General features: G+C 74.1%; 22 protein-coding genes. 18 read left to right on the top strand and 4 right to left on the bottom strand.

Translation table 11 applies throughout. The features are described 5' to 3' along the window. From ABD358_RS24650 to ABD358_RS24620, 7 genes are all read left to right on the top strand, one after another. Positions 1-242: carboxyl transferase domain-containing protein (locus ABD358_RS24650; RefSeq protein ID WP_344633329.1), on the top strand; the 242-nt coding region annotated here is incomplete at its 5' end. Between the two features lie 282 nt (positions 243-524). Then, positions 525-1,793 carry a beta-ketoacyl-[acyl-carrier-protein] synthase family protein gene (locus tag ABD358_RS24645; RefSeq protein WP_344633328.1) on the top strand — a complete coding sequence of 423 codons (1,269 nt, stop codon included), beginning with the start codon at positions 525-527 and terminating at the stop codon, positions 1,791-1,793. Next, positions 1,790-3,037 (top strand): ketosynthase chain-length factor, encoded by a 1,248-nt coding sequence (locus ABD358_RS24640; protein WP_344633327.1) that lies wholly within the window; start codon positions 1,790-1,792, stop codon positions 3,035-3,037. The genes ABD358_RS24645 and ABD358_RS24640 overlap by 4 nt, the downstream gene beginning before the upstream one ends. Before the next feature lie 62 nt (positions 3,038-3,099). Next, complete coding sequence (locus ABD358_RS24635; protein ID WP_344633326.1) at positions 3,100-3,369, top strand: acyl carrier protein; 270 nt, start codon at positions 3,100-3,102, stop codon at positions 3,367-3,369. 138 nt (positions 3,370-3,507) lie between these two features. After that, positions 3,508-5,304, top strand: coding sequence for an acyltransferase domain-containing protein (locus ABD358_RS24630; RefSeq protein ID WP_344633325.1), 1,797 nt, complete (start codon positions 3,508-3,510; stop codon positions 5,302-5,304). A 310-nt stretch (positions 5,305-5,614) separates the two neighbouring features. Further along, the gene (locus ABD358_RS24625; protein WP_344633324.1) at positions 5,615-6,286 is read left to right on the top strand and encodes an SRPBCC family protein; all 672 of its coding nucleotides are present in this window, start codon (positions 5,615-5,617) and stop codon (positions 6,284-6,286) included. A gap of 158 nt (positions 6,287-6,444) precedes the next feature. Next, the gene (locus tag ABD358_RS24620; protein ID WP_344633323.1) at positions 6,445-7,287 is read left to right on the top strand and encodes a DUF4184 family protein; all 843 of its coding nucleotides are present in this window, start codon (positions 6,445-6,447) and stop codon (positions 7,285-7,287) included. Here ABD358_RS24620 and mreB read toward each other — a convergent pair. Both mreB and ABD358_RS24610 read right to left on the bottom strand, forming a co-directional pair. Then, positions 7,277-8,305 (bottom strand): rod shape-determining protein, encoded by a 1,029-nt coding sequence (mreB, locus tag ABD358_RS24615; protein ID WP_344633322.1) that lies wholly within the window; start codon positions 8,303-8,305, stop codon positions 7,277-7,279. The two genes, ABD358_RS24620 and mreB, sit on opposite strands and share 11 nt — an antisense overlap. Positions 8,306-8,511: 206 nt before the next feature. Continuing rightward, positions 8,512-10,452 (bottom strand): ABC transporter ATP-binding protein, encoded by a 1,941-nt coding sequence (locus ABD358_RS24610; protein ID WP_344633321.1) that lies wholly within the window; start codon positions 10,450-10,452, stop codon positions 8,512-8,514. Positions 10,453-10,722: 270 nt separating this feature from the next. Here ABD358_RS24610 and ABD358_RS24605 point away from each other — a divergent pair, with 270 nt between their 5' ends. Both ABD358_RS24605 and ABD358_RS24600 read left to right on the top strand, forming a co-directional pair. Next, positions 10,723-11,106, top strand: a complete 384-nt coding sequence (locus ABD358_RS24605) for an ArsR/SmtB family transcription factor (RefSeq protein WP_344633320.1) — start codon at positions 10,723-10,725, stop codon at positions 11,104-11,106. 266 nt (positions 11,107-11,372) lie between these two features. Further along, positions 11,373-11,612 (top strand): DUF397 domain-containing protein, encoded by a 240-nt coding sequence (locus ABD358_RS24600; protein ID WP_344633319.1) that lies wholly within the window; start codon positions 11,373-11,375, stop codon positions 11,610-11,612. Here the strand turns inward: ABD358_RS24600 and ABD358_RS24595 are convergent. Then, complete coding sequence (locus ABD358_RS24595; RefSeq protein WP_344633318.1) at positions 11,575-12,183, bottom strand: ATP-binding protein; 609 nt, start codon at positions 12,181-12,183, stop codon at positions 11,575-11,577. The genes ABD358_RS24600 and ABD358_RS24595 overlap by 38 nt on opposite strands. A 351-nt stretch (positions 12,184-12,534) precedes the next feature. Here ABD358_RS24595 and ABD358_RS24590 point away from each other — a divergent pair, with 351 nt between their 5' ends. The 4 genes from ABD358_RS24590 to ABD358_RS24575 all read left to right on the top strand — a co-directional run bounded on the left by ABD358_RS24590 (position 12,535) and on the right by ABD358_RS24575 (position 16,852). Beyond that, the gene (locus ABD358_RS24590; protein ID WP_344633317.1) at positions 12,535-13,374 is read left to right on the top strand and encodes a helix-turn-helix domain-containing protein; all 840 of its coding nucleotides are present in this window, start codon (positions 12,535-12,537) and stop codon (positions 13,372-13,374) included. 222 nt (positions 13,375-13,596) lie between these two features. Then, positions 13,597-14,160, top strand: a complete 564-nt coding sequence (locus ABD358_RS24585; RefSeq protein WP_344633316.1) for a DinB family protein — start codon at positions 13,597-13,599, stop codon at positions 14,158-14,160. 105 nt (positions 14,161-14,265) lie between these two features. Further along, a complete protein-coding gene (locus ABD358_RS24580) occupies positions 14,266-14,904 on the top strand; it encodes a PadR family transcriptional regulator (protein ID WP_344633315.1) in 639 nt (212 codons plus the stop codon). A gap of 211 nt (positions 14,905-15,115) precedes the next feature. Then, positions 15,116-16,852 (top strand): threonine/serine exporter family protein, encoded by a 1,737-nt coding sequence (locus ABD358_RS24575; RefSeq protein ID WP_344633314.1) that lies wholly within the window; start codon positions 15,116-15,118, stop codon positions 16,850-16,852. Between the two features lie 105 nt (positions 16,853-16,957). On the opposite strand, the gene ABD358_RS24570 is transcribed toward ABD358_RS24575, so the two are convergent. Then, on the bottom strand, positions 16,958-17,452 hold the full coding sequence (locus ABD358_RS24570) for an inorganic diphosphatase (protein ID WP_344633313.1): 495 nt from the start codon (positions 17,450-17,452) through the stop codon (positions 16,958-16,960). A gap of 140 nt (positions 17,453-17,592) precedes the next feature. On the opposite strand from ABD358_RS24570, the gene dacB reads away from it, so the two are divergent. The 5 genes from dacB (at position 17,593) to ftsH (ending at position 24,427) form a co-directional block, all read left to right on the top strand. Continuing rightward, positions 17,593-19,035: a D-alanyl-D-alanine carboxypeptidase/D-alanyl-D-alanine endopeptidase gene (gene dacB / locus ABD358_RS24565; RefSeq protein ID WP_344633312.1), complete on the top strand. Its 1,443-nt coding sequence runs from the start codon at positions 17,593-17,595 to the stop codon at positions 19,033-19,035. Between the two features lie 122 nt (positions 19,036-19,157). Next, positions 19,158-20,291 (top strand): zinc-dependent metalloprotease, encoded by a 1,134-nt coding sequence (locus tag ABD358_RS24560; RefSeq protein WP_344633311.1) that lies wholly within the window; start codon positions 19,158-19,160, stop codon positions 20,289-20,291. Positions 20,292-20,443: 152 nt separating this feature from the next. Further along, on the top strand, positions 20,444-21,529 hold the full coding sequence (gene tilS, locus ABD358_RS24555; protein ID WP_344633310.1) for a tRNA lysidine(34) synthetase TilS: 1,086 nt from the start codon (positions 20,444-20,446) through the stop codon (positions 21,527-21,529). A 36-nt stretch (positions 21,530-21,565) separates the two neighbouring features. After that, complete coding sequence (gene hpt / locus ABD358_RS24550) at positions 21,566-22,105, top strand: hypoxanthine phosphoribosyltransferase (protein ID WP_344633335.1); 540 nt, start codon at positions 21,566-21,568, stop codon at positions 22,103-22,105. A 282-nt stretch (positions 22,106-22,387) separates the two neighbouring features. Further along, entirely contained in the window at positions 22,388-24,427 is a 2,040-nt protein-coding gene (gene ftsH / locus ABD358_RS24545) for an ATP-dependent zinc metalloprotease FtsH (RefSeq protein WP_344633334.1), read from the top strand. Positions 24,428-24,520 lie beyond the last annotated feature (93 nt).

Below are 24,520 nucleotides of genomic sequence, written 5' to 3'. Positions count from 1 at the left end.
CCGCCAACGTGATCTTCCGCCGGCAGATCGCCGCGGCCGACGATCCCGACGCGGCGCGGGAGGAGCTGGTCAAGGAGTACAGGGCCGAGCTGATGCACCCGTACTACGCGGCCGAGCGGGGCCTGGTCGACGACGTCATCGACCCGGCCGACACCCGCACCGTCCTCGCCCGCACCCTGGCCATGCTCCGCCAGAAGCAGGCCGAACTCCCCGAACGCAAGCACGGGAACGCCCCGCAGTAGGACCGCGGGGCACGGCCCTCCGCCCTGTCCAGAGGGGCGCGAGTGCCTGTCGAGGAGCCGCTTCGACCATGGGCTCACCGGAAGCGGCGGCGCGTCACGAGCGGGCGGCCGCCCGGCCCGGCACCGGGGCGGCGAGGGAAGGACCCCCGACCCGCCCCGGCCGCCGAAGCCCCGGAGGAGCGACACGAGAGCGTCACGGACGAAGGGAACGGCAGTGGCCCGCACAGTTCCGACCGATGGGTGCCGACAGCGGCACCCGGTCCCGTCGAAGGCGAGGTAGCGGTGGTACGCAGAGTCGTCATCACAGGTCTGGGTGTCGTCGCCCCTGGTGGCGTCGGCGTCAAGGAGTACTGGGAGCTGCTCACCGCGGGACGCACCGCGACCCGCACGATCTCCTTCTACGACGCATCCCCGTTCCGCTCGCGCGTCGCCGCCGAGTGCGACTTCGACCCCGGGGCCGCCGGGCTGAGCCCCCAGGAGATCCGCCGGCTCGACCGGGCCGCGCAGTTCGCCGTCGTCAGCACCCGCGAGGCGCTGGCCGACAGCGGCCTGGACACCTCCGCCCTGGACCCCGGCCGGATCGGCACCTCGGTCGGCAGCGCCGTGGGCTGCACCACCAGCCTGGAGCGCGAGTACGTCGTGGTCAGCGACGGCGGACGCAAGTGGAACGTCGACCACGAGTACGCGGTGCCCGAGCTGTACCGGCACTTCGTGCCCAGCTCGATGGCCGCCGAGGTGGGACAGGCCGCCGGCGCCGAGGGGCCCGCCGCCGTCGTCTCCACCGGCTGCACCTCCGGACTGGACTCCCTCGGCCACGCGGTCGAGCTGATCCGCGAGGGCACCTGCGACGTGATGATCGCCGGAGCGACGGAGGCCCCGATCTCGCCGATCACCTCCGCCTGCTTCGACGCCATCCACGCCACCACCCCGCGCAACGACACCCCCGAGAGCGCCTGCCGCCCGTTCGACCGGACCCGCAACGGCCTGGTCCTCGGGGAGGGCGCGGCCATCCTGGTGCTGGAGGAGCTGGAGAGCGCCCGGAAGCGCGGCGCCCACATCTACGCGGAGATCGCGGGGTTCTCCTCCCGCTGCAACGCGTACCACATGACCGGCCTCAAGCCCGACGGCCGCGAGATGGCGGAGGCCATCGACGCGGCCCTGGACGAGGCCCGGCTGAACCCGACGGCGATCGACTACGTCAACGCCCACGGCTCCGGCACCAAGATGAACGACCGCCACGAGACCGGGGCGTTCAAGCGCAGCCTCGGCGACCACGCGTACGCCACCCCGGTCAGCTCCATCAAGTCGATGATCGGCCACTCGCTGGGCGCCATCGGCTCCCTGGAGATCGCGGCCTGCGCACTGGCGATGGAGCACGGCGTCCTGCCGCCCACCGCCAACCTGCACGAGCCCGACCCCGAGCTCGACCTCGACTACATCCCGCTGACCGCCCGGGAGAAGAAGACCGACGCCGTGCTCAGCGTCGGCAGCGGCTTCGGCGGCTTCCAGAGCGCCATGGTGCTCGCCCGGCCGGAGAGGAGCGACCGATGACCGCATCGCCGACAGCGCAGTCCGCGCCGACCAGGACGGTGGTGACCGGGCTGGGGATCGCCGCCCCCAACGGACTGGGCACCGACGACTTCTGGAAGGCCACCCTCGCCGGCTCCAGCGGCCTGGCGCGGGTCACCCGCTTCGACCCGGAGCAGTACCCGTCCACCGTGGCGGGCGAGGTCCCCGGCTACGTCGCCGAGGAGCACATCCCCAGCCGGCTGATGCCGCAGACCGACCACATGACCCGGCTCGCGCTCACGGCCGCCGACTGGGCCATCGCCGACGCCGGGATCGTCCCGGGCGACCTGCCCGAGTACGGCATGGGCGTGGTCACCTCGGCCTCCGGCGGGGCCGTGGAGTTCGGCCAGCGCGAGCTGCAGAACCTGTGGAGCCAGGGCAAGGAGTACGTCAGCGCCTACCAGTCCTTCGCCTGGTTCTACGCCGTCAACACCGGCCAGATCTCCATCCGGCACAAGATGCGCGGCCCCAGCGGGGTGCTGCTCACCGAGCAGGCCGGCGGGATCGACTGCGTCGGCCACGCCCGCCGCCACGTCCGCAAGGGCGTCCCCGTGGTGGTCTCCGGCGGCGTCGACGCGGCCCTGTGCCCCTGGGGCTGGGTGCCGCAGATCGCCTCCGGCCTGATGAGCACCGAGTCCGACTCCGAGCGGGCCTACCTGCCCTTCTCCGCCGAGGCGAGCGGATACGTGCCGGGCGAGGGCGGCGCGATCCTGATCGTGGAGGACGAGGAGTCCGCCCGGCGGCGCGGCGCCGCGCAGGTGTACGGGGAAGTGGCCGGCTACGCCGCGACCCTGGACCCCGCCCCCGGCAGCGGACGCCCGCCCGGACTGCGCCGGGCCGCCGAGAACGCCCTGGCCGACGCCGGGCTGTCCCCCGCCGACGTCGACGTCGTCTTCGCCGACGCGGCGGGCACCCCCGAACTCGACCGGATCGAGGCCAGGGCGCTGGAGGACCTCTTCGGCCCCCGCGGCGTGCCCGTCACCGCGCCCAAGACCATGACCGGCCGGCTGCTCGCCGGAGGCGCCGCCCTGGACGTGGCGACCGCCCTGCTGGCGCTGCGCGACGGCGTGATCCCGCCCACCGTGGGCGTCGGCGAGGCCGACCCCGGCCACCGCCTCGACCTGGTCACCGAGAGCCCCCGCGAGGCGGACCTGCGCACCGCGCTGGTCCTGGCCCGCGGACACGGCGGCTTCAACGCGGCGCTCGTCCTGCGCCGCGCCCGCTGAGCCCCGCCCCTGCCCAACCCGGTACCGCAGCACCCACGCACACCACAGAGAGGAACCCACCCATGCCCACCACGAAGACCGAGGTGACCCTGGCGGATCTGACCCGGATGCTGCGTGAGAGCGCGGGCGAGGAGGAGGGAGTGGACCTGGACGGCGACGTCCTGGACACCCCGTTCATCGAGCTCGGCTACGACTCCCTCGCCCTGCTCCAGGTGATCGGCCAGATCCAGCGCGAGTACGGGATCGCGATACCGGACGACGCGGTCGTCGACGCGGAGACCCCGCACGCCCTGCTCGACCTCATCAACTCCGGTCAGGACACCCCCGCCTGAGCCGGCCCCCGGGCCGCCCCGCCGACACGTCGGCGGGGCGGCCGTCTCCACACCCCCACATCCCCCCCGCAGCCCGCCCCCCGCACGTCCCCACGACCGACCCAGCCGCCGCAGAACCCACTGCCGACAGGAGGGCACATGCCGCTCACCGAACACACCGCCGTGGTCCGCAGACTCGTGGTCGGCACGGGAGGCGCCCCGGACGGGGAGGCCGGACCCGCGGCTCCGGTCACGGCGACCGGAGCCGCCGTCTCCGCGGTGCTGCGCGCCTTCGGGCACGCCCCCGAGCGCCTGCCCGCCCGGACGGCCGTCTTCGTCGGCGCCGCCCGGACGGCCGCCGACCTCGGCCCCGAGCACGAGGGCTTCTCCGTGCGCACGGCCTCCTCGCCCAACCGCGCGCTGCGCCTGGCGCACCGCGAACTGCTCGCCAAGAACGTCGACTTCGCGCTGGTCGCCGGGTTCGGCGAACCCCGGGCGGAGACGGTCACCGTCCACGCCCTGCGGCGCGCCGCCGAGGCCGTCGCGTCCGGCGACACCGTGGTCGGCGTGCTCGACGAGTCCGGCACGGAGGACGAGCCCCCCGTGGTGCGCCCCCTGCGGTACGGCGGCCCCAACCCGGAGCCCGGCGGCGTCCGGCTGCTGCTGTGGTCGGGCCGGGACGAGGCGGACGAGGCGCGGGTCCGCGGCGGACTGCGGTCGATGCTCGACGCGTTCCCCGCGGAGGCGTTCCCCACCGTGCCCGCCGCGGTGCCCTGCGGGCAGGCGGCCGGGCCGGTGCGCGCCGCCGCGGTCGCCACCGCCGGCCAGGCCGCGGAGGCCGTGGGCCGGGCCCGGCCCGCCACGGCCGGCCGGCCCCGCCCGGTCGCCCTCCTCTTCCCCGGGCAGGGCTCCCAGCACGCCGCGATGGCGGCCGGCCTGTACGGACGCGAGCCGGTGTTCACCGCCGCCATGGACGCCGTCCTCGACCTGTTCGGCGAGGACGGCCCGGACGTACGGGCCGACTGGCTCGCCGACGGCACCACCCGCACCCCGCTGATCGGCATCGACGACGTCCGCCGCGCCCAGCCGCTGCTGTTCGCCGTCGACTACGCGCTCGGCCGCCTCGTCCTCGGCTGGGGAATCCGCCCCGCCGCCTTCCTCGGCCACAGCGCGGGCGAGCTGGTCGCCGCCGTCTTCGCCGGAGTGGTCTCGCTGCCGGACGCCGTCGGCATGATGCGCGAGAGGGTGCGGCACGCGGTGCGGATCCCGCCGGGCGGGATGCTCGCGGTCGCCGCCTCCGAGGAGACGCTCCGCCCGTACCTGCGGGACGACGTCGCCGTCGCCGCCGTCAACGCCGCCCAGCAGACCATGCTGGCCGGCTCCTCGGAGCCGCTGGCCGCGGTCGAGGCGGCGCTGCGCGCGGACGGCCACACGGTCGTCACCGTCCCGGCCACCAGCCCGTTCCACTGCCCGGCCATGGCCCCCGCCTCCGAGGCCGTCGAACGCGCCTACCGGGGCATCCGGCTGAGCCCGCCGTCGCTGCCCCTGTACTCCGGCTACACCGGGGGGATGCTGGGCCCCGACGACGCCGTGCGACCGGACTTCTGGGCCCGCCAGCTCACCGACACCGTCTGGTTCCGGCCCGCCCTGGACGAGCTGCTCGCCGCCGACGACATGCTGCTGGTCGAGGCCGGCCCCCGGCAGACCCTCACCGCCTTCGCCCGCCGCCACCAGGCCGTACGGCTGAAGGCCAGCGCGGTGGTGCCGATGCTGCCGGCCCGCCCCGGCACCCCCGAGGACGACCGGCGCTCGGTGCTGGCCGCCGCGGCCCGGCTGTGGGAGGAGGGCCACGACCTCGGCCCGGACGCCGTGGCCGGGCTGTGGACCTGGAGCGTGGACGGCGCCGCCCCGGCGGCCCGGCCGGCCGGCGGCCCGCGACCCCTCGCCCGCGCATGACCCCCGCGGAGATCTGGCGGGGCGTGTACCGGTCGCTGGCCGCGGACGGGACGGTCCGGCTGCCTCCGGCGTACCCCCTCGGCCCCGTACGGCCGGGCCACCCCGGGTGGCTCGTCCCCGACGTGCCGCGCCGCGCCCGCGCCGGGGGCGGGACCCCGGAGGCCCCCGGACCGGGGTAACCCGAACGGCTCACGAGCGCAGGACACCCGCACCGAACGGACCCAGCCTGGCTGTGTAGGAGGAAGGACCGGACGGGACGGCGGCACCCGGTCGATCGAGCGGCCGGTGCTGCGCCCGCAGGAGGTGCCGGATGCCGCAGGTGCGGGTGTACGTGTCCATACCCATACCGGTCGAGGAGGTGTTCGCCTTCCTGGCGGACGGATGCAATCTGGCCGCCTGGCACTCGGGGGTGATGTCGGTCCGCCCGGACGGACCACAGGAGACCTACCGCTACCGCTTCCCCGGACGGCGGCGCGAGCACCGGCTGGTCCGGACGGTGTACGAGCCGCCGGTGCGGGTGGGGTTCACCGGGCAGCGGATGTGGACGCCGCTGGGCACGCAGGTGCCGCGGTTCGACTTCCGGCTGTGGCCCCGGGACGGGGGCCGGGTGGAGGTGGGGGTGACCTCGTACCTGTCCGGGGCGCTGCTGCTGCTGTGGCCGGTGGTGGCCTGCGGCTGGCGGCGGGACCTGCCGGCCGACGCGCAGGCGCTGTACGAGACGCTGACCGGCGCCCGGGGAGCGGAGGAGGAGGCCGTGGCCGTGGTGCGGGAGACGGCGGGAGGCGGACCGGCCGACAGCGCCGCCCCAGAGCCCCCCGCGGGCGTCCACGCCCTGCGGGCCGCCGCGGGGACCGGCGGCTTCGGCCCCGACATAAGCACGGATCCGGGCTTCGGGCCCGCCGACCCGGCCTGGAACCGGCCGGACCCCGCGCGGCTGCCGTGGCCGGCGCGCCGCTTCCGGCTCCCCGTCCCGCGCGGCTGACCGGCGCTTCGGGCGCCCCGCTCCGGCCGGAGCGGGGCGCCCTTCCGTCCGCGCTTCCCCGTCCGCGCTTCCCCGTCCGCGTCCGGTCGGCGGCCGTGTGCGGTGCGCCGGGCCGGGCGCCTAGGGTGGGGAGCGGGATTCGACGGACGGGGGGACGGATGCCGTTCACGCTCAGCCATGCCGCCGCGGCGCTGCCGGGGATCCGCGCGGACGGGACCGGCCGGGGGCCGCTGGTGGCGTCCGCGCTGGTCGCCGGCACGCTCGCCCCGGACATGACGTACTACGCCGCCAGCGCGGTCCCCGCCGCCATGCGGCTGGGCGACCTCACCCACTCGCCGGCCGGCGTGCTCACCGTGGACGTGGCGATCGCGGCGGTACTGGTGGGGGCGTGGCTGCTGCTGCGGGAGCCGCTGCTGGCGCTGCTGCCCGGGAGCCCGCGGGGGAAGGCGTACGCGCTCACCCGCGGCCGCCCCTGGCGCGGCCGCCCGCCCGCGCCCCTGCTGGGGTGGGGCTGCGCGTCGGCGGCGCTGGGCGCGGCCACCCACGTGTTCTGGGACTCCTTCACCCACATGGACCGCTGGGGCGTGCGGTGGATCACGGTGCTGGACGAGCGGGTGCTGGGCGTCCCGCTGTACCACCAGCTCCAGTACGGCGGCTCGGCCCTCGCCCTGGTGGCGATCGCCGTCTTCCTGGCCGGGGTGTGGCGCCGCCTGCCCGGCACCCCGGTGCCCGAGGGCGTGCCGGGGCTGCCCCCGCTGTCCTCCCGCGGCCGGCGCACGGCGGTGGCGCTGCTGGCCGCCGCGGCCCTCGCGGGCGCCGCGCACCGCTGCGCGCGGCGGGCCGCGGCGTCACCGGAGGCGGTCCCCTGGGAGGGCTACGTCCCCACCGCGATGTTCGGAGCGGGCGCGGGCCTCGCCCTGGCGCTGGTGGTGTACACGGCGGTGGCCCGCGCGCTCGCGGCGCGGTCGCGCCGGGGCGTGCGGGAGCCCGTCAGCGGGTGAGCGGGTCGCGGTGGAGCGGCCGGACCCGCCCCTCCAGCATCGCGCCCAGGCCCTCCACCGCGCAGACGGACGGCCGTTCGGCGACGTGCACCGGCATCCCGGTGGCCTGGCGCAGCATCGAGTCCAGTCCGGGCAGCATCGCGCTGCCGCCCACCAGCATGATCCCGCGGTCCGCGAGGTCGGCGACCAGATCGGGCTGGCACTGGCGCAGCACGCTGCGGATGGAGTCCACCATCGCCGTCAGCGGGGGCCGGATGGCGGCGCGGACGCTGTCGGTGTCCACGGCCACGGTGCGGAACAGCCCGGTGGACACGTCCCGGCCGTACACCTCGGCCTGGGCCTGGCCGGGCGGGGCGACGGACAGGGCCAGGTGCAGGGGGTGGACGGCCTGGTGGGGGAGCATCAGCTCGTGCTGGTTCCGCAGGTGCTGGACCACGGCGCGGTCGATGACCTCGCCGCCCACCGGCACCGTCTCGGCGGCGACGATCGAGCCCAGGGAGAGCACCGCGATGTGGGAGGCGGCCGCGCCGCACATCACGATCATCGTGGCCTCGGGTTCCTCCACGGGGAGTCCGGAGCCGACGGCCGCGGCGACCAGGCTGTCCACCAGCTCCACCCGCCGGGCGCCCACCCCGGCGAGCGTCTCGACGGCGGCCCGGCGGACCAGCGGCTCGGCGTCGTGCGGGATGCACACGGCGGCGCGGAGCATCGGCTTGCGCCGCCAGGCCCGGCGGAGCCGGTCGCCGATCAGGGCGCGCAGCATCCGCCGGGCCATGTCGATGTCCACCACGGTCCCGTTGGAGACCGGCCGGACGACCCGGATGTGCTCGGGGGTGCGGCCGACCATCCGCTCGGCGGGCGCGCCGACCGCGATCAGGGCGCCGGAGCGGGTGTTGACGGCGACGGCCGAGGGCGCGTCCACGATGACGCCGAACCGTTTGAGGTAGACCCGGGTCCTGGCAGCGCCGAGGTCGACGGCCACGGAACAGCGGCGCAGTTGCTCAAGACTGACGGTCACAGCGGCATCTCCCCGTGATGGCTCGGCACGGACCGCCCACCGGCGGTCCCGTCCTCATGGTGAGGGCCCTGCGGCGATCCCGCGCGTTGGACTGATCCGGACGGGCGAGGGCCACCGGGGGGATCTCCGGAGCCGCCCGCCGCCCTCCCCGCCGGGGAGGACCGCCGGGCGGCTCCGGGGCCGTGCCGGATGCCCGGAGGGCCGGGTCAGGCGGCGGGCGTCGCGGCGGCGGCCCCGGTCCCGGTCGCGGGCGTCGCGGCGGCGGCCCCGGCGGAGCCCTGGTCGAACTGGGTGCGGTACAGCTCCCGGTACCGGCCCCCCGCCGCCAGGAGCTCGTCGTGGGTGCCGCTCTCGACGATCCGGCCGTCCTCCACCACCAGGATCCGGTCGGCGGCCCGGACCGTGGAGAGGCGGTGGGCGATCACCACGGAGGTGCGGCCGTGCAGCGCCTCGGCCAGGGCCTCCTGGACGGCGGCCTCGGAGGTGGAGTCCAGGTGGGCGGTGGCCTCGTCGAGGATCACCACCCTGGGCCGGGCGAGCAGCAGCCGGGCGATGGTCAGCCGCTGGCGCTCGCCCCCGGAGAGGCGGTAGCCGCGTTCGCCGACGACCGTGTCCAGCCCGTCGGGCAGGGAGGCGATCAGTCCGTCCAGGCGGGCGCGGCGCAGCACGTCCCACAGTTCGTCCTCGCTCGCCCCGGGCCGGGCGAACAGCAGGTTGGCGCGGATGGAGTCGTGGAAGAGGTGGCCGTCCTGCGTGACCATGCCCAGCGTGGCGCGGAGGGAGGCGAAGGACAGCTCCCGCACGTCGACGCCGCCGATCCGCACCGCGCCGCCGTCGGCGTCGTACAGCCGCGGCACCAGCTGGGCGATGGTGGACTTGCCCGCGCCGGAGGAGCCGACCAGCGCCACCATCTGCCCGGGCTCGGCGCGGAAGGACACCCCGTGCAGCACCTGCTCGCCGCCGCGGGTGTCGAGGACGGCGACCTCCTCCAGCGAGGCCAGGGAGACCTTCTCGGCGGACGGGTAGGCGAAGTCCACCCGGTCGAACTCCACGGACACCGGCCCGTCGGGCACCTCGCGGGCGTCCTCGCGCTCCTCGATCAGGGGCCTCAGGTCCAGCACCTCGAAGACGCGCTGGAAGCTGACGAGCGCGCCCATCACCTCCACCCGCGCCCCGGCCAGGGCGGTCAGCGGGGCGTAGAGCCGGGTGATCAGCAGGGCCAGGGCCACCACCGAGCCGGCGTCCAGGCTGCCGCGCAGAGCGAACCAGCCGCCCAGCCCGTAGACCAGCGCCAGCGCCAGCGCGGAGACCGCGGTGAGGGCGGTGAAGAAGACGTGCTGGACCATGGCGGTGCGCACTCCGATGTCGCGGACGCGCCGGGCCCGCACGGCGAACTCCTTTGACTCCTCGCCGGGCCGTCCGAACAGTTTGACCAGGGTGGCGCCGGGCGCGGAGAACCGCTCGGTCATCTGGTTGCCCATCGCCGCGTTGTGCTCGGCGGCCTCCCGGGAGAGCCGGGCCAGCCGGGAGCCCATGCGCCGCGCGGGCAGCAGGAACAGCGGCAGCAGCACCAGGGCGAGCAGGGTGATCTCCCAGGACAGCCGCACCATGACCACCAGCGTCAGCAGCAGGGTGACGGTGTTGGCCACCACGTTGGAGAGGGTGCTGCTGAAGGCCCGCTGGGCGCCGATGACGTCGTTGTTGAGCCGGCTGACCAGCGCGCCGGTGCGGGTGCGGGTGAAGAAGGCCACCGGCATCCGCTGGACGTGGTCGAAGACGGCCGTCCGCAGGTCGAGGATCACCTCCTCGCCGATCCGCGCGGACAGCCACCGGGTCAGCAGCCCGACGGCGGCCTCGGCCACCGCGATGACCGCGATCAGCACGGCCAGCCGGACGACGGCGCCGTCGGACGCTCCGCCGGCCGCGCCACCGGTGATCGTGTCGACGACCCGGCCCGCGAGCACCGGGGTGGCCACGGCCAGCAGCGCCGAGACCGTGCTGAGCAGCAGGAAGAACACCAGGCGCCGCCGGTGGCGCCGGGCGAAGCCCGCGATGCGGCGCAGGGTGGCCCGGGAGAGGGGCGGCTGCTCCTGGGGGGCGTGGCGCGCCTGGTTGAGCGCCATCCACGCGGTGGTCTCCATGCTCATGGCGAGCACCTCCGGTTTCCGTCTCGTGCTCCGGACGGTATGGGTTCAAGTCGGCTTGAGGTCAAGGGAACCTCGCGGGCGGCCGGAGGGCGGCTCGGGCGGCGCCGGGCGGTTCCGGCCCGCGGGGGAGGGTTCCGCTCCGGCCCTCTGTCGGGGGATCATTCGGGAGACCACCGATATCGACGCGGACTGCGAGCGGCCCGGGCCGCCCGACCGAACGGCACCGGTCTCTCCTCTCCGCGCCCACCCGAGGGCTTTCCAGGGGGAACGATGACTGCCATCGGCGTATCCGGGGACCGGCTCCGCGAGGACCGGCTCCGCGAGGACCGGCTCTTCTCCGCTCTCGCCAACTCCACCCGGCGCGAGGTGCTGAGGCTGCTCCGCGTGGAGGGGCCCCAGCCCGTGCAGCGGCTGGCCGACCGCTTCGACATGCGGCGCCCCAGCCTGTCGGAGCACCTGAAGGTGCTCCGTGAGGCCGGGCTGGTCAGCGAGCGCCGCATGGGGCGGGAACGGCACTACCGGCTGGAGGCCGGCCCGCTCAGCGAGGTCCATGACTGGCTCAGTCCCTACGAGAGGTTCTGGCGGGAGGCCGTGGGAGACCTGGGGGACCTGCGCGGCCTCCTCGGCGGAGAGGCCGGCGAAAGCCGGGCGTGAACGGCGCGGACGGCGGGCCGGGAGGGGCGCGCGGAGCCACCGGACCGCGCTCGCGACCGCGCTTGTGACCGTGCGCGGCGCCCGCCCGTCGCCCGCGCCTCCCGGTACCGCCGCTTCCGCCCGGCGGCGTTTCCGGACCCGGTGTCATGACCCCGTGACAGCCTGTCGTGCACGTGCATCCTCACGTGCATCCGCACGTGAACGGCGTTATGATCCGGGGCAGTTGACCGTTCCAGCACCCTGACCGCACCGTCCGGGAGAGTCCGATGCCCCACGTTCACAACGGCATGGCAGCCAGGGACCTCCACGGGGTCGTCTGGCAGAAGAGCAGGCACAGCAACTCCCAGGGAGCCTGCGTGGAGTTCGCCAAGCTCCCGGGCGGCGACGTGGCCGTGCGGAACTCGCGCTACCCGGACGGCCCCGCCCTGGTCTACACCCCGGCCGAGGTCAGGGCGATGCTGCTCGGCGTCAAGGACGGCGAGTTCGACCACCTCGTACAGGACTGACGCCCGTATCCCGTCCGGGGTTCAGCCGGAACAGCGCCCAGACGATTTTTCCCGGCGCGGAGTCGTCCATCGGCTGCCAGCCCCAGCTGTCGCTGAAGGCCTCGACGAGGAAGAGCCCGCGGCCGGACTCGGCCGCACGGCCGAGCAGTTCCTCCACCGTGTCCGCGTCCGCCGCCGCCTCCTCCTCGGAGCAGTCGCCGGCGAGCGCGGTGAAGTCGGGCGCCCTGGCGACGGGGGCGTCCTTGCCGGGGTCGCGCACGGCGCACACCAGGCGGCCGGACCAGTGCACCAGGTGGAGCCGCACCGGCGGCTCCGGCTCACCGGGCGCCGCGCCGGACAGGCCGTGGCGCAGGGCGTTGGTCACCAGTTCCGAGACCACGAGGGCCACGGTGTCGAAATGGCCCGCCAGCCCCCACCGCGTCAGCACGGCCCGGGTGAACTCGCGGGCGGTGCGCACCGCTTCGTACCGGGGCGGCAGGGCTCGGGAGGCGGAACCGGAGAGCGCGTCGGCGTCGAGTGGCGGGAAGGCGTGCCATAACCGGTCGAGCACGGTAGGTCCTTCGGTCCCCATGGCGAGGCGCTCCTGGCGTTGCGGCGGTCTTGGCCCTGGCGGACCCCGTCAGCGGTCTTCCGTTTCTCGTTCCGCTCGTTGCGCTGCTTCGGTGGATCGGTGGATCGCGTGCACGGCCAAGTGCCTTGACACCGCGTGCACTTGTGCGATCCCCATGGTTCCCAATGCTCACGGCGGATGCAAGGGCAGATGCACGTGCACGCGTGACTTTCGATCCTCTGTAACCGGGCGGGCACGCAACGGAGCGCATTGGTGGCAGACTTCCCCTGTGCCAGGGGTGGAGAGCTGAACACAACAGGAGCTTTTCCGGTGAAAAACGGTGTGAACGGGGCCAATGGTTCGAGCGGGTCGATGGTGCGCCGCATCCTGCTCGGCTCCCAGCTGCGGCGGCTCCGGGAGGCCCGCGGGGTCACCCGGGAGGAAGCCGGATATTCCATCCGGGCCTCCGAATCGAAGATCAGCCGCATGGAACTGGGGCGGGTGAGCTTCAAGGCGAGGGACGTCGAGGACCTGCTCACGCTGTACGGCGTCACCAGCGAGGCCGAGCGCGAACCGCTGCTGAACCTCGCCCGGGAGTCCAGCGTCGCCGGCTGGTGGCACAGCTACAGCGACGTGCTGCCGAACTGGTTCCAGACGTACGTCGGCCTGGAGGGCGCCGCCTCCCACATCGGCGTCTACGAGGTCCAGTTCGTCTCGGGGCTGCTGCAGACGGAGGACTACGCCCGGGCGGTCGTCACCAGCGGCCACCGGACGGGGCTCTCCCGGGAGGAGGTCGACCGCCGCGTCGCCCTGCGCCTGGAGCGGCAGAAGCTGCTGCTGTCCGGGGAGCCGCCGCAGTACCGCTGCGTGCTCGACGAGGCGGCGCTGCGCCGCCCCTACGGCGGCCGGAAGGTGATGGACGCACAACTGGAGCACCTGCTGGAGCTCTCCGAACTGCCCCACGTCCGGCTCCAGGTGATGCCGTTCGGCACCGGCGGGCACCCGGCCGAGAGCGGGACGTTCACGCTGCTGCGCTTCCCCGAGTCCGAGATCTCCGACATCGTGTACCTGGAGCACCTCACCGGCGCCCTCTACGTCGACAAGCCGGACGAGGTCGCCCAGTACGAGAGCGTGCTCGACCGCCTCCTGGAGAACAGCCTCCCCCAGGAGGGGACCAGGGACCTCCTCCACCGGATCCGCCGGACCCACTAGCCCGCTCCCGGACCGCGCCGGGCCCGGGCCGCTGCCCGGCCGCCCGGCGGCGGCTCCCGGATGTCCGGCCGCCCGGGCCGGCCGGACATCCCCCGGGACGGGAGGAGGTCGCCCGGTCGAGGGGTCCTGAGGACAGAGCCCGTCCCCAGGCCCCCATAGCGTCGTTGTCGGTGAGAAGGCCGGAAGCGGCCCCGCCGAAGCGACGCGTGAGGAGAACCACACATGCCCGTTCCCGTTCCCACCGAGGCCCCCGGCGACGAGCGCGGAGCCCTGCTCGCCTACCTCGAGGCCCAGCGGGGCGGCATCCGCCGCGCCCTCCACGGCCTCACCGAGGAGCAGGCGCGCAGCAAGCCGAGCGCGAGCGAACTCTCACTGGCCGGGGTGCTCAAGCACGTCGCGGTGGGGGAGCGCAGCGCGATGCGGCTGATGCGGGGCGAGCCCCTCGACATGCGGACGCAGATGAGGGAGTGGGAGGACAGCTTCGTCCCCGGCGAGGACGAGACGGTCGGGCGTCTGCTCGCCCTCTACGACGAGGTGGCCCGCGAGACCGAGGAGACGGTGCGGGCGCTGCCCTCCCTCGACGTCACCTTCACGGCCCCCGAGTTCCCCTGGGACAAGGGCGGCGAGCGCTCGTGGCGGTGGGGCCTGCTCCACCAGATCGAGGAGACCGCCCGGCACGCCGGCCACGCGGACGTCATCCGCGAGTCGATCGACGGCAAGGGCGCCTTCGACCTGGTCTTCGAGACGGGCGCGCTGCCCGAGCCGGACTGGTCCTCGGTCCGGTGACCTCCCGTTCCGCACGGCGGAGGGCGTGATTCCGCCCGTCGCCGCCCGTCTACGCTGGGCGGCGACGGGCGCGGGAGCGTACCGGGAAGGCCGTGAGGGAGGACGATGTCGGCGATCCGGCTGCTGGTGCTGGGAGCGGTCCGCCAGCACGGACGCGCGCACGGCTACCAGGTCCGCAACGACCTGGAGTTCTGGGGCGCGCACGAGTGGTCCAACGCCAAGCCGGGCTCGATCTACCACGCGCTCAAGCAGATGGCGAAGCAGGGGCTGCTGATCGCGCACGACACCGCCCCGAGCACCGCCGGAGGCCCGCCCCGCACCGAGTACGAGCTGACGGACGCGGGCGAGGAGGAGTACCACAGGCTGCTGCGCTGGGCGCTGACCGCCCACGACGAGAAGCCGGACGTGCTCACCGCCGGGGTCGGCTTCATCGTCGACCTGCCGCGCCGGGAGGCGATCGCGCTGCTCAGGCGGCGTGTGGCGGCGCTGGAGGAGTGGAGCGCGGAGGTCACCCGCGAGTGGACGCCCCAGGGCGCGCCCGAGGAATGGGGCCACGTCGGCGAGGTCATGAGGCTGTGGGTGCACACCGCCCGGAGCGGGGCGGAGTGGACCCGCGGCCTGATCGAACGCCTGGAGAACGGGGCGTACGTGATGGCGGGCGAGGGCGAGAGGTCGGTCGAGGTGCTGCCCGACGGCGTGGCGAACCCGTTCGCGGACCGGGCGGCCGGGCGGGCCCCGGACTGAGGGATCCGGGCCGGCGTCCCGGCCCGGCGGGTGCTCCGGCCGGCGTCCCGGCCCGGCGCTGCAACGCATCTCACACCGAACGTCCCCCGCGGCGCGCCCCATTCGGCTGGGGCGGCCCCTATCCTCGCTTTCGAGAACGGACATTTCCCCCCTTGAGAAGGATGTGTCCCGCCTGTCACGAGGACGGCCGGAGGCGTGAGGAGCGGCGAGTTTGGCCCCGGAGACCACCACGAAGAGCACGGTGACCGAGACCGGTCGCCCCGAGGACCGCAGGCACCCGTCGGACGAGCCCCGCAACCGCAGCGCCTTCACCCCGCCCCCCGGCGTACCGCTGCCGTCCCAGCAGACCGAGGACGAGCACCCGACGTCCGAGTTCGCCGTCCCCGAAGGGCTGAGGAAGGTCCCGGCGCCCGCCGAGAGCGAGCACCCGACGTCCGAGTTCGCCGTCCCCGAGGGCGTGCGGAAGGCCCCGGCGCCCGATCCCGGCGCCGCCTTCACCCCGCCCGACGGCGTCCCGGTGTTCGACCGCCTGGTACGGCCGGGCGCGCCCTGGCAGGACCGGATGCGCACCATGGTCCGGCTGCCGCTGGGCGAGCGGCCCGTGCCCGAACGCCCCCGGCGCACCGACGAGGGGGAGGACGCCGACACCGGGCCGTCCGCGCCGCGCGTGCTCGACCTGACGCTGCGCATCGGCGAACTGCTGCTCGCGGGGGGCGAGGGGGCCGAGGACGTCGAGGCGGCGATGTTCGGGGTGGCGCACGCCTACGGGCTGGACCGCTGCGAGCCGACGGTCACCTTCACCCTGCTGTCGATCACCTACCAGCCGTCGCTGGTGGACGACCCCATCACGCTGAGCCGGATCGTGCGCCGGCGCGGCACCGACTACACCCGGCTGGCCGCGGTCTTCCGGCTGGTGGACGACATCACCGACGGCGGCGTCACCCTGGAGGAGGCGTACGGCCGCCTCGCCGAGATCCGCCGCAACCGCCACCCGTACTCCAAGGGCACGCTCACCGTCGCCAGCGGTCTGCTGGCGGGCGCGGCGTCCACCCTGGTCGGCGGCGGCTGGCTGGTCTTCGTCCTGGCGGCGGTCGGCGCGATGCTCGGCGACCGGCTCGCCTGGTTCTTCTCCAAGCGCGGGCTGCCGGAGTTCTACCACTTCGTGGCGGCGGCGATGCCGCCCGCGGCGATCGGGGTGGCGGTCGAACTGTTCGCCGACGACCTGGGCCTGTACCTCAGGGCCTCCGCGGTCGTCACCGGCGGCCTGTTCCCGCTGATCCCCGGACGGGCCCTGGTGGCGGCCGTCCACGACGGGCTGACCGGCTTCTACATCACCGCGGCGGCCCGCCTGCTGGAGGTGATCTACCTCGTCGTCGGCATCGTGTGCGGGGTGCTGCTGGTGCTCTACATCGGGTCCGAGATGGGCGCGGGCTACATCAGCCCCGAGGGCCTGGACCTGCGCACCCGGCCGTTCCTCCAGCTCCTGGCGGCGATGCTGCTGGCGCTGACCTTCTGCGTCATGCTCCAGCAGGAGCGCTCCACCGTGCTGCTCGCCACGCTCAACGGCGGCGTCGCCTGGCTGGTGTACGGCGCGCTGGCCGACGTCGTCGGCGTCGACCCGGTCGCGGCGACGGCGGCGGCGGCCGGCCTGGTGGGCCTGTTCGGGCAGCTGATGTCGCGCTACCGGTTCGTCTCGGCGCTGCCGTACATCACGGCGGCGATCGGCCCGCTGCTGCCCGGTAGCGCCATCTACTTCGGACTGATCGGCGTCGCCCAGGGCGATCTGGTCCAGGGCATGGGGAGCCTGTCGAGGGCCGCCGCCCTGGCGCTGGCGATCGCCATCGGCGTCAACCTGGGGAACGAGCTGGCCCGGCTGTTCATCAAGACCCCCGGCCGGGAGGCCGTGCTGCCGGGCCGCCGCGCGGCGAAGCGCACCCGCGGCTTCTGACGCACGCGCCTTCGGGCGCCGATACGGGTGTGCCCCGGACCGCGCGGTCCGGGGCACACCCGTATCGGCGCCCGAAGGGCGGGCGGCCCGCCGGGCGGAGGGGGCTCAGTGCTGGCCGCCCGCCTCCTGCAGACGCTTCACCGAGGCCTCGACCTCGGCCTCGGCCTCGGCGCGGCCGACCCAGTCGGCGCCCTCGACCGACTTGCCGGGCTCCAGGTCCTTGTAGACCTCGAAGAAGTGCTGGATCTCCAGGCGGTCGAACTCGCTCACGTGGTGGATGTCGCGCAGGTGCTCCACCCGGGGGTCGGACGCGGGCACGCACAGCAGCTTGTCGTCGCCGCCGGCCTCGTCCGTCATGCGGAACATGCCGATCGCGCGGCACCTGATGATGCAGCCCGGGAAGGTCGGCTCCTCCAGCAGGACCAGCGCGTCCAGAGGGTCTCCGTCCTCACCCAGGGTGTTGTCGACGAAGCCGTAGTCGGCCGGGTACACGGTCGAGGTGAACAGGTGACGGTCGAGCCGGATGCGACCGGTCTTGTGGTCCACCTCGTACTTGTTCCGCGACCCCTTCGGGATCTCGATGACGACGTCGAACTCCAAGGGAGACTCCTCCGTAGGTTCCGGTCTTCGCCGGGGTCCGGGGGCGCTTCCCCGGAGACCGGCTGTGTGGTGGTTAAGTTTCCCTCACGCGGGTGCGTGGGTGCGAAAGGGGCTGGTCCTAGGTGCGGGACACATGGCGGGTGGCGGTCTGTTCCGCGGCCGTCGGACTCGCGGTCGCCGCGGTGGCGGCGGCAGCGGCGGGGCCCTGGGACTCCGGCCAGCGTACGGCGGAGCGGATCCGCGCGGCCTCCTGGGACCGCCCCGTCCCCCCGCCCGGCGGCCCCGGGGAGCCCGCGCCCGGCGCCCCCGAGGTGCTGACCGCGCTCGGCCCGGCACGGGACGGCTCCGGCCCGGACGGCGCGGCCCAGGGCGACCCCGGGCAGGACGGGGCCGCGCCGGGCGCCGGCGGCGCCCCCCTGCCCACCCGCGCCGCACTCGCCGACGCCCTGGAACCGCTGCTGGAGGAGGACGCGCTGGGCACGCTCGCCACCGCCTCGGTGACGGACGTGGCGTCCGGGCGGCAGCTCTACGGCTCCGCGGCGGACAGGGCGGTCGTACCGGCCTCCACCATCAAGATCGCCACGTCGGTCGCCGCGCTGTCGGCCCTCGGGGCGGACCACCGGATCCCCACCCGCGTGGTGTGGGACGGGGACGGCCGCCGCGCCGTCCTGGTCGGCGGCGGGGACCCGACGCTGACCCGCGCGCAGCTGGAGCGGCTGGCCGACGCCACCGCCCGGGAACTGGAGGAGCGCGGCGCGGAGAGGATCGGCCTGCTCTACGACGCCTCGCTCTACCGCGGCCCCGTCCGCCACCCGATCGGGGTGAACGACAACATCGCGCCGGTCACGGCGCTGATGGTGAACGAGGGACGTCTCGACGGGAGCACCCGCGGCCCCGCCCCGCGCTCGGCCGACCCGGCGCGCGACGCCGCCGGGGCGTTCGCCGACCGCCTCCGCGACCGCGGCATCGCCGTCGACGGCCCCCCGCGCCCCGGCAGGGCGCCGAAGGACGCCGCGGAGCTGGCCGTCCACCGCTCGGCGCCGCTGTCGGAACTGGTCGAGCGGACGCTGACGCACAGCGACAACGACATCGCCGAGGCGCTCGCCCGGCAGACCGCCGCGGCCCGCGGCGAGCCCGCGAGCTTCGCGGGCGCCGGACGCGCCGTGCGGGACCAGCTCGCGGAGATCGGCGGGCTGCCCCTGAAGGGGGCGCGCTTCGCGGACGGCAGCGGCCTCGACCGGGACGACAGGATCTCCGCCGGGCTGCTCACCCGGCTGCTGGCGCTCTCCGCCGACCCCGCCCGGCCCGAACTGCGGCCCGTCCTGACCGGCCTGCCCGTGGCCGGCTTCAACGGCACGCTCGGCGGGCGCTACGACGACGACGCCACCCGCGCCGGCGCGGGCCTGGTCCGTGCCAAGACCGGCACGCTGACCGGGATCAACGCCCTGGCCGGCACGGTCGTGGACGCCGACGGCAGGCTCCTGGCCTTCGCCTTCACGGCCTCCGGCACCACGGACCGCCAGGGCGCCCACGCCGCGCTGGACCGCCTCGCCTCGGCCGTCGCCAACTGCGGCTGCCGCTGAGCGCTCCCCGGCGCCGGCCCGCGGGGCTTTACGGACCGGCTCCGGCGGGCACCCGGAACCGGACGCCCGGTCCGTCCGGCGGTCTCCTCCCGCTCGGCGGCATCGGCACGTACGGTGAAGTCATGACGAGCCTCGGTGGTGTGGAGATGGTCGACTGGAAGCTCGCGGCGGCGACCGCGACCCGGCTCGTGAAGCCGGGGCCGGAAGTGAGCCGGGACGAAGCGCGCGAGGCCGTCGCGGAACTGCGCCGGCACGCGGTGGCGTCGGAGGAGCACGTGCGCTCCTTCACCCGGATGGAGCCGTCCGGCGGGTCCGGGGACACCCCCGTCCTCGTCGTGGACCGGCCCGGGTGGATCCGGGCCAACGTGGCCGGTTTCCGCGAACTGCTCTCCCCCCTGCTGGACAGGATGCAGGCGAGGCGCGGCGGCGGCCCGGGCGGCGCGGTGCTCGGCGTGGTCGGCGGCAAGGTGACCGGCGTCGAGGTCGGGATGCTGCTGTCGTTCATGGCCGCGCGCGTCCTGGGCCAGTACGAGACCTTCGCCCCGCCCGCCCCCGACCTGCCGGGCGCCCCGGGCGAGGGCGGCGGGCGGCTGCTGCTGGTCGCGCCGAACATCGTGCACGTGGAGCGCGAGCTGGACGTGGACCCGCACGACTTCCGGCTGTGGGTGTGCCTCCACGAGGAGACGCACCGCACCCAGTTCTCCGCCGTGCCGTGGCTGCGCGACCACATCAGGGGGGAGATCCACTCCTTCCTCGGGGAGACCGACATCGACCCCTCCACCCTGCTGGAGCGGCTGCGCGAGGCCGTCCAGTCGCTGGCCGGAGGCGGCAGGCCGTGGTCCGAGGGGGAGGACGGCGAGGGGCGCAGTTTCGTGGAGCTGGTGCAGACGCCCGCCCAGCGCGAGATCCTCGGCCGCCTCACCGCCGTGATGTCGCTGCTGGAGGGGCACGCGGACTACGTGATGGACGGCGTCGGCCCCGCGGTGGTGCCCTCCGTCGCCGAGATCCGGGAGAAGTTCCAGAAGCGCCGTGCCGCCGGAGCCGGCCGCCTCGACCAGGCGCTGCGCAAACTGCTGGGGCTGGACGCCAAGCTGCGCCAGTACCGCGACGGCGAGCGGTTCGTCCGCGCCGTCGTGGACGAGGTCGGCATGGAGGGCTTCAACAAGGTGTGGACGTCGCCCAACACGCTGCCCACCAAGGCGGAGATCGCCAAACCGGCGGACTGGGTCGCGAGGGTGCACCGGAAAACGGACTGATGAGCCCCGAATGCCCGCACAATCACTCTTCCGAGGGACCGTGAGGGACGAGCGCGCGTGCGATGCTCAGGAAGGCAACTCTTCTCTGTCACCATTGCCGCACTCTGCGTAGTCGCCGTAGTCGGCGCCCTCTCTCAAGGAAGTGAACGGACATGGGTCCCCACCCCGCGGTAGCAGCGATACGCCTGGCGGTCCGCCGCACGCTCCAGGAGGTCCTCCGCGACGCCGGCGCCTCCGGGCACGGCCGCCCCGAGGACGGCCGGCCCCCGCTCGTGCTCGTCGCCTGCTCCGGCGGCGCCGACTCGATGGCGCTCGCCTCCGCCCTCGCCTTCGAAGCCCCCCGCCTCGGCCTGCGGGCCGGAGGCGTCACCGTCGACCACGGCCTGCAGGCCGGCTCCGGTGACCGGGCCCGCGAGGTCGTCTCCCGTCTCGAAGCCCTCTCCCTCGCGCCGGCCGAGGCCGTCGCCGTGACCGTCGGCCGCGCCGGAGGCCCCGAGGCCGCCGCCCGCACCGCTCGCTACGCCGCCCTGGACGAGGCCGCCGAGCGCCACGGCGCGGCCGCGGTCCTCCTCGGCCACACCCGCGACGACCAGGCCGAGACGGTGCTGCTCGGGCTCGCGCGGGGCTCCGGCACCCGCTCGCTGTCCGGCATGGCCGCCGTCTCCGGCTCGCCGGCCGGCCGCTCCGGCGCCGGGCACCGCTACCGCCGGCCGTTCCTCGCGGTGGACCGGCAGACCACCCGCAAGGCGTGCATGGTCCAGTCGCTGCCCGTCTGGGACGACCCGCACAACACCGATCCGGCCTTCACCCGCTCCCGGGTCCGCCACGACGCCCTGCCGGCTCTGGAGAAGGCCCTCGGGAAGGGCGTGGTAGAGGCCCTGGCCCGCACCGCCCAGCTCTCGCGCGACGACGCCGACGCCCTCGACGCCTGGGCGGCCGACGCCGAGAGCTCGGTCCGCGCGGACGGCTCCGCGGCGGGGAGTGTCGCGGATGTCACGGACGACTCCGGGGCGGTGCTCGACGTCGCCCGGCTCCACGCCCTGCCGTCCGCCGTCCGCCGCCGGGTGCTGCGCCGGGTGACGGTCGCGGCGGGCTCCCCGGCGGGCTCCCTGTTCGCCCGCCACATCGAGGAGATCGACCGGCTGGTCACCGACTGGCACGGCCAGCGGGCCATCAACCTGCCCGGTCGCGTGGCCGCCCGGAGGCAGGGTGGCACACTGGTCATCCGGCAAGTGTGAACCACGACCGAGAGCAGCAGGGTGGACGAAAAGGACATGGGCGCCGACCTCAAGTCGGTGCTCATCACCAAGGAAGAGATCGACGCGAAGCTGGCCGAACTGGCGGCGAAGATCGATGAGGAGTACGCCGGCAGGGAACTGCTCCTGGTCGGGGTGCTCAAGGGCGCGGTGATGGTCATGGCCGACCTCGCCCGGGCCCTGTCGTCGCCGGTCACCATGGACTGGATGGCGGTGTCCTCGTACGGCGCGGGCACCCAGTCCTCCGGGGTGGTCCGCATCCTCAAGGACCTGGACACCGACATCCAGGGGAAGCACGTCCTGATCGTCGAGGACATCATCGACTCCGGCCTGACGCTGTCCTGGCTGCTGTCGAACCTCGGCTCCCGCGGACCGGCCTCGCTGAACGTCTGCACCCTCCTGCGCAAGCCGGATGCGGCGAAGGTGGCCATCGACGTCAAGTGGGTCGGCTTCGACATCCCCAACGAGTTCGTCGTCGGCTACGGGCTGGACTACGCGGAGAAGTACCGCAACCTGCCGTTCGTGGGGACGCTCGCGCCGCACGTCTACGGCGGCTGACGGATCCGGCCGAGCGGGCCCGGCGGACCGGGGCTCCCGTCCGGGAACGTTGGACGGGAGCCCGGCGTTGAAGGGAGCGGGGCGGGAATGTTTACCGTCCCGGTGTCGTCGTACGACAGTGCTTCGGACGGCGATGCTGGGGTACCGTCCGAAGGCCGGTCTGTTGAGGCAGTCTGTTCGTAGGCCGAGCAAGCCGAGTAAAACACCGTACGCACAGCGGCTCCCCAGGGGCCGCGGTGCCTCACTGTGGCAGGAGGGACGGGGCGCGCGCGCCCCGTGTGGATGGACGTGAAGCGCTACTTCCGTGGTCCCGTCATGTGGATCGTGCTGGCTGCCCTCGCCGTGGTCGTGTTGATGAACGTCGTCGGCTCGTCCGGCGGCTACAAGACGGTGGACACCGGCCAGGTCGTACAGGCGATCAACCAGAACAAGGTGCAGTCCGCCAAGCTGACGACCGGCGACGAGCAGACCGTCCAGGTCCAGCTCAAGGACGGCGTCAAGATCAAGGGCAGCGACAAGATCAAGGCGAGCTACATCGACGAGCAGGGCGTCGATCTGGCCAAGCAGCTGCAGTCCAAGTACCAGGACGGGCAGATCAAGGGCGGTTACACCGTCTCGCCGCAGAAGCAGAACCCGTTCCTCGGGATGCTGCTCTCCCTGCTGCCGTTCGTGCTGATCGTGATCGTCTTCCTGTTCCTGATGAACCAGATGCAGGGCGGCGGCTCCCGGGTGATGAACTTCGGGAAGTCGAAGGCGAAACTGATCACCAAGGACACCCCCAAGACGACTTTCTCCGACGTCGCGGGAGCGGACGAGGCGGTCGAGGAACTCCAGGAGATCAAGGAGTTCCTCCAGGAGCCCGCCAAGTTCCAGGCCGTCGGCGCGAAGATCCCCAAGGGCGTGCTGCTGTACGGCCCGCCCGGTACCGGCAAGACGCTGCTGGCGCGTGCCGTCGCGGGCGAGGCCGGGGTGCCGTTCTACTCGATCTCCGGCTCCGACTTCGTGGAGATGTTCGTCGGTGTCGGCGCCTCCCGGGTCCGCGACCTGTTCGAGCAGGCCAAGGCGAACGCCCCGGCGATCGTCTTCGTCGACGAGATCGACGCCGTCGGCCGCCACCGCGGCGCCGGCATGGGCGGCGGCCACGACGAGCGCGAGCAGACGCTGAACCAGCTCCTGGTCGAGATGGACGGCTTCGACGTCAAGGGCGGCGTCATCCTGATCGCCGCCACCAACCGGCCGGACATCCTGGACCCGGCGCTGCTGCGCCCGGGCCGCTTCGACCGGCAGATCGCGGTGGACCGCCCCGACATGCAGGGCCGTCTGGAGATCCTCAAGGTGCACGCCAAGGGCAAGCCGATGGAGCCCGACGTGGACCTGTCCGCGGTGGCCCGCCGCACCCCCGGCTTCACGGGCGCGGACCTCTCCAACGTGCTCAACGAGGCGGCGCTGCTCACCGCGCGCAGCGACAAGAAGCTGATCGACAACAAGTTCCTGGACGAGGCGATCGACCGCGTCGTGGCCGGACCGCAGAAGCGGACCCGGATCATGAGCGACAAGGAGAAGAAGATCACCGCGTACCACGAGGGCGGTCACGCCCTGGTCGCGGCGGCCCTGCCGAACTCCGACCCCGTCCACAAGATCACGATCCTGTCGCGCGGCCGGGCGCTGGGCTACACGATGGTGCTGCCGGACGAGGACAAGTACTCCACGACGCGCAACGAGATGCTCGACCAGCTCGCGTACATGCTGGGCGGACGCGCGGCCGAGGAGCTGGTCTTCCACGACCCCACCACGGGCGCCGCCAACGACATCGAGAAGGCGACCGCCACGGCCCGCGCCATGGTCACGCAGTACGGCATGACCGAGCGGCTGGGCGCGATCAAGTTCGGCTCCGACCACTCCGAGCCCTTCCTGGGCAAGGAGATGGGCCACCAGCGCGACTACTCCGAGGAGGTCGCCGGGCTGGTGGACGAGGAGGTCAAGAAGCTGATCGAGGCCGCCCACAACGAGGCGTGGGAGATCCTCGTCGAGAACCGGGACGTGCTGGACAACCTGGTGCTCGCCCTGCTGGAGAAGGAGACCCTCGGCAAGGAGGAGATCGCCGAGATCTTCCGCCCGGTCGTCAAGCGTCCCCCGCGTCCGGCCTGGACGGGCTCCTCGCGCCGGATGCCCTCGACCCGTCCGCCGGTGTCCACTCCCAAGGAGCTGGCCCTGGCCAACGGCTCGCAGGCCGGCCCGGAGAAGGGCAAGGAGATCGGCCCGACCGACACCGCGCTCTCCAAGGAGACCGGGCTGCCGGACGAGCCCCGCACGGACGGCTGACCCGGGGCTCCGCCCCGGGGTTGCCCAGGCCACACCGGCCCCAGGAATGGCCGCCGCGCCCCTCCGGTTCCCCTACCGGAGGGGCGCGGCTCT

The organism is Streptomyces glaucosporus, assembly GCF_039533345.1.
GTDB lineage: Bacteria > Actinomycetota > Actinomycetes > Streptomycetales > Streptomycetaceae > Streptomyces > Streptomyces glaucosporus.
Note: the sequence above shows the minus strand (reverse complement) of the source record. Positions and strands in the feature narration are given on the sequence as shown.

Coding starts and splice junctions, on each gene's coding strand:
- ABD358_RS24640 (WP_344633327.1), top strand. CDS start 1,790: ATGACCGCATCGCCGACAGCGCAGTCCGCGCCGACCAGGACGGTGGTG.
- ABD358_RS24635 (WP_344633326.1), top strand. CDS start 3,100: ATGCCCACCACGAAGACCGAGGTGACCCTGGCGGATCTGACCCGGATG.
- ABD358_RS24630 (WP_344633325.1), top strand. CDS start 3,508: ATGCCGCTCACCGAACACACCGCCGTGGTCCGCAGACTCGTGGTCGGC.
- ABD358_RS24625 (WP_344633324.1), top strand. CDS start 5,615: ATGCCGCAGGTGCGGGTGTACGTGTCCATACCCATACCGGTCGAGGAG.
- ABD358_RS24620 (WP_344633323.1), top strand. CDS start 6,445: ATGCCGTTCACGCTCAGCCATGCCGCCGCGGCGCTGCCGGGGATCCGC.
- ABD358_RS24610 (WP_344633321.1), bottom strand. CDS start 10,452: ATGAGCATGGAGACCACCGCGTGGATGGCGCTCAACCAGGCGCGCCAC.
- ABD358_RS24605 (WP_344633320.1), top strand. CDS start 10,723: ATGACTGCCATCGGCGTATCCGGGGACCGGCTCCGCGAGGACCGGCTC.
- ABD358_RS24600 (WP_344633319.1), top strand. CDS start 11,373: ATGCCCCACGTTCACAACGGCATGGCAGCCAGGGACCTCCACGGGGTC.
- ABD358_RS24595 (WP_344633318.1), bottom strand. CDS start 12,183: ATGGGGACCGAAGGACCTACCGTGCTCGACCGGTTATGGCACGCCTTC.
- ABD358_RS24590 (WP_344633317.1), top strand. CDS start 12,535: ATGGTGCGCCGCATCCTGCTCGGCTCCCAGCTGCGGCGGCTCCGGGAG.
- ABD358_RS24585 (WP_344633316.1), top strand. CDS start 13,597: ATGCCCGTTCCCGTTCCCACCGAGGCCCCCGGCGACGAGCGCGGAGCC.
- ABD358_RS24580 (WP_344633315.1), top strand. CDS start 14,266: ATGTCGGCGATCCGGCTGCTGGTGCTGGGAGCGGTCCGCCAGCACGGA.
- ABD358_RS24560 (WP_344633311.1), top strand. CDS start 19,158: ATGACGAGCCTCGGTGGTGTGGAGATGGTCGACTGGAAGCTCGCGGCG.
- tilS (WP_344633310.1), top strand. CDS start 20,444: ATGGGTCCCCACCCCGCGGTAGCAGCGATACGCCTGGCGGTCCGCCGC.
- hpt (WP_344633335.1), top strand. CDS start 21,566: ATGGGCGCCGACCTCAAGTCGGTGCTCATCACCAAGGAAGAGATCGAC.
- ftsH (WP_344633334.1), top strand. CDS start 22,388: ATGGACGTGAAGCGCTACTTCCGTGGTCCCGTCATGTGGATCGTGCTG.